4 protein-coding genes are annotated in these 3,647 nt (G+C 64.4%); 2 read left to right on the top strand and 2 right to left on the bottom strand.

The window, feature by feature from the left end; all coding sequences use genetic code 11:
• A partial coding sequence (gene queG, locus Q8Q83_RS09600) for a tRNA epoxyqueuosine(34) reductase QueG (RefSeq protein WP_305623205.1) occupies nucleotides 1-917 on the top strand: 917 nt, incomplete at its 5' end.
• A 33-nt stretch (nucleotides 918-950) separates the two neighbouring features.
• Here queG and orn read toward each other — a convergent pair.
• A complete protein-coding gene (orn, locus tag Q8Q83_RS09595) occupies nucleotides 951-1,508 on the bottom strand; it encodes an oligoribonuclease (protein WP_305623203.1) in 558 nt (185 codons plus the stop codon).
• Between the two features lie 138 nt (nucleotides 1,509-1,646).
• Complete coding sequence (locus tag Q8Q83_RS09590) at nucleotides 1,647-2,459, bottom strand: class I SAM-dependent methyltransferase (RefSeq protein ID WP_305623202.1); 813 nt, start codon at nucleotides 2,457-2,459, stop codon at nucleotides 1,647-1,649.
• Nucleotides 2,460-2,573: 114 nt separating this feature from the next.
• Here Q8Q83_RS09590 and rsgA point away from each other — a divergent pair, with 114 nt between their 5' ends.
• Entirely contained in the window at nucleotides 2,574-3,605 is a 1,032-nt protein-coding gene (gene rsgA / locus Q8Q83_RS09585) for a small ribosomal subunit biogenesis GTPase RsgA (protein WP_305623200.1), read from the top strand.
• Nucleotides 3,606-3,647 lie beyond the last annotated feature (42 nt).

Raw genomic sequence — 3,647 nt, 5'->3', positions numbered from 1 at the left:
TGGACTATATGGCCGCCCACGGCAGCAAACGCTCGCACCCGGAGCAGCTGGTGCCCGGCACCCTGCGCGTGGTCTCGCTGCGTATGGACTACCTGCCCGGCGACACGCAGATGGCGCAACGCCTGGGTGAGCCGGAAAAAGCCTATGTATCGCGCTACGCCCTGGGCCGCGATTACCACAAGCTGATTCGCAAGCGCCTGCAGCAACTGGCCGAACGCATCCAGCAGCAGATCGGCCCCTTCGGCTACCGCGCCTTCGTCGACAGCGCCCCGGTGCTGGAAAAGGCCATAGCCGAGCAGGCCGGTCTCGGCTGGATCGGCAAGAACACCCTGGTGCTCAACCGCAAGGCCGGCAGCTACTTCTTCCTCGGCGAGCTGTTCGTCGACCTGCCGCTGCCGGTCGACCCGCCCCATGCCAGCGAACACTGCGGGCGCTGCACGGCCTGCCTGGACATCTGCCCGACCGCCGCCTTCGTCGGCCCCTATGTGCTGGATGCGCGGCGCTGTATTTCCTACCTGACCATCGAGCTGAAGGGTCCGATTCCGGAAGAGTTGCGCGCGCCCATCGGCAACCGGGTGTTCGGCTGCGATGACTGTCAGATGGTCTGCCCCTGGAACCGCTTCGCCAAGCCCACCGAGCAGGGCGACTTCCAGCCGCGCCATCATTTGGATAACGCCGAACTGGCCGCGCTGTTTCGCTGGAGCGAAGAGGAGTTTCTCAGCCGCACCGAAGGCTCACCCTTGCGCCGCGCCGGCTATGAGCGCTGGCTGCGCAACCTGGCGGTGGGGCTGGGCAATGCGCCGTCCAGCATCCCGGTGCTCGAGGCGCTAGAGGCGCGCCGCGAACATCCCTCCGAGCTGGTGCGTGAGCATGTCGAATGGGCGCTGGCCCAGCACCGCAAGCGCGCCCAGTCTTAGCAAGCCAACCCGGCACGCGGGTATGGCACACCGTTATTCGGCGCCGATTTGCACCTTGAGAAAATGTTCGCGGTAGTACTGCAGCTCGGCAATCGACTCACGGATATCGTCCAGCGCCTGGTGCGTGCCTTTCTTCTGGAAGCCAGCCTTGATCTGCGGCGCCCAGCGGTCGACGAGTATCTTCAGGGTCGAGACATCCAGATTACGGTAATGGAAGTAGGCTTCCAGGTCCGGCATATAGCGACAGAGGAAGCGCCGATCCTGGCCGATGCTGTTGCCGCAGATCGGCGACTGGCCCTTGGGCACCCACTGCTCGAGGAAGGCGATGGTCTGCGCCTCGGCCTCGACCTGGCCGATCTTGCTCGCGCGTACGCGCTGGGTCAGGCCGCTGCCACCGTGGGTGCGGGTATTCCATTCGTCCATGCCGGCGAGCAGCTCATCACTCTGGTGCACGGCGATCACCGGGCCCTCGGCGAGGATATTCAGGTCGCTGTCGGTGACTATGCTGGCCATCTCGATGATGACGTCTTTCTCGGGCTCCAGACCGGTCATTTCCAGGTCGATCCAGATCAGATTCTGTGGGTTTTGCATGCAAGGCTCCTCGGCTAATGCCGCCAGTTTAACAGGCCGCTGAAAAACTACTGCGCTTGGCTATACGGCGTTGAACTCGGCCTCAAAATGCTCATGTACAACTCGTACACTGCGCTTTTTCGGCCGACTTCGCCTTGCCTAGCCGTCGCTCGCTACGCTTTTCAACGACCTGTTTGCGCCCGGCATCCGCCACAAGAGTAATAGTGATTGGCGCCAATCATGCAGCTCGACCCGCTGATCGGCCGGCACCCCCGGCACCTCGAAGCTATTGCTGATCAACCAGCTGCCCGCCGGCATTTCTTTCAGGGCCTTGACCCACAAGTCGGCCATGGGTGCCGGGGACAGGAAGCAATAGGCCACATCGAAGTGCGACAAGTCGGTGCGCCAGAGATTCTCATAGCGAATCCGGCAGTTGGCCTGACCCAGGGCGCGCAGCCAGGCGATGGCGAAGGACAGGGGCGCGGTCTCCACCCCGACAAACTGCGCCCGGGGGAACTGCCGCGCCAGGCTGAGCAAGCTGCCGCCGGGGCCGCAGCCCAGGTCGATAAAGCGAAAACCTGCAGGCTGCCGAGCCAGCAGTTCGGCAAGCCGCTGGCGAGTTCGAACTCCGGTCAGATATAAGGGCACCCGCTCGCCCAGGCTGTTCCAGTTGAGCAGCAGCAACAGCGCAAAACCCGCCAGAAACACCCAGGACGGCAACGCCGCGCCACTGGCGAGCAGCAGCGCCGGCACGAAGGCCAGATTCAGCCACCACCACCAGCGCGACAGGCCCAACCAGCGACCAAGGCTGGCGGCCAGCAAGCCCTGCAGCAGGGCGGCCGCCAGCCCAGTGGGGCGCCAAGACGAGAGTTGCGCCGCCAGATAAATCAGCGCGGCGATAAGCAGAGCCGCGCCCAGTTGCGCCACTAGCGCCAGCAGCACCGGATAGCGTTTGACCAACCGCTGCATCATCCCTCCATACACCACCCCATTGATGCCGCGCAGTTTAGCCGCGCCACGAGCCGAACAGGCAGCCCGTGCTAGACTCGCGACCGTTTACAGTGCAATTCAACTCTCGGAAGCCTTATGGCCAAACGCCAACTCAACCGCCGGCAAAACTGGCGCATCGAAAAAATCCAGGGCGAACGCGCCGCCCGCGCCGCCAAACGCGAGTCGCAAGCCGTGCAGATTCTCGAAGGCGGCGACCTCGGCCCCGAGCAGACCGGCCTGGTCATCGCCCACTTCGGCGTGCAGATCGAGGTCGAGGCACTGGAAGGCGAACAGGCCGGCCAGGTGTTTCGTTGCCACCTGCGCGCCAACCTGCCGACCCTGGTCACCGGTGACCAGGTGGTGTGGCGGGCCGGCAACCAGGGCATAGGCGTCATCGTGGCCCAGCTGCCACGCAGCACCGAACTGTGCCGCCCGGATACCCGCGGCCAGCTCAAACCGGTGGCGGCCAATGTCGACCTGATAGTGATAGTCTTCGCGCCGCTGCCCGAGCCCCACGCCAACCTGATCGACCGCTATCTGGTGGCCGCCGAGCACGCCGGCATCCGCCCCTTGCTGCTGCTGAACAAGGCCGACCTGATCGACGAGCAGAACGCCGTGGCGCTAAACGCCATGCTCGGCGTATACCGCCAGTTGGGCTATCCCTTGCTGGAAGTGTCGGCGCACCAGGGCGACGGCATGGAGCAACTCAAACTGCAGCTCGATGGCCATGTCAGCGTGTTCGTCGGCCAGTCCGGGGTCGGCAAGTCGTCCCTGGTCAACAGCCTGCTGCCGGGCGTCGACACCCGCGTCGGGCCGCTGTCGGAGCTGACCGGCAAAGGCACCCACACCACCACCACGGCACGGCTATTTCATTTTCCCGGTGGCGGCGAGTTGATCGACTCGCCGGGCATTCGCGAATTCGGCCTGGTGCATGTCAGCCGCGATGACGTCGAAGCCGGCTTTATCGAGTTCCACGAGCTGATCGGCCACTGCCGCTTTCGCGACTGCAAGCATGATCGCGAGCCGGGCTGCGCCCTGCTCAAGGCCCTGGAAGAAGGCCGCGTGCACCCGCAGCGCATGGCCAGCTACCGGCATATCCTGGCCAGCCTGCCGGAAGCCGAGTACTGAAAACCTATTTACGATCTGCTGCGCGTCGGCCATCCGGCGTTA

It is taken from the genome of Pseudomonas sp. (assembly GCF_030696055.1).
Classification (GTDB): domain Bacteria; phylum Pseudomonadota; class Gammaproteobacteria; order Pseudomonadales; family Pseudomonadaceae; genus Aquipseudomonas.
This window is presented reverse-complemented; position numbering and strand designations above follow the sequence as displayed.

Bases quoted from the DNA above. Each gene is read 5' to 3' on its own strand.
- orn (WP_305623203.1), bottom strand. From the start codon at position 1,508: ATGCAAAACCCACAGAATCTGATCTGGATCGACCTGGAAATGACCGGT.
- Q8Q83_RS09590 (WP_305623202.1), bottom strand. From the start codon at position 2,459: ATGATGCAGCGGTTGGTCAAACGCTATCCGGTGCTGCTGGCGCTAGTG.
- rsgA (WP_305623200.1), top strand. From the start codon at position 2,574: ATGGCCAAACGCCAACTCAACCGCCGGCAAAACTGGCGCATCGAAAAA.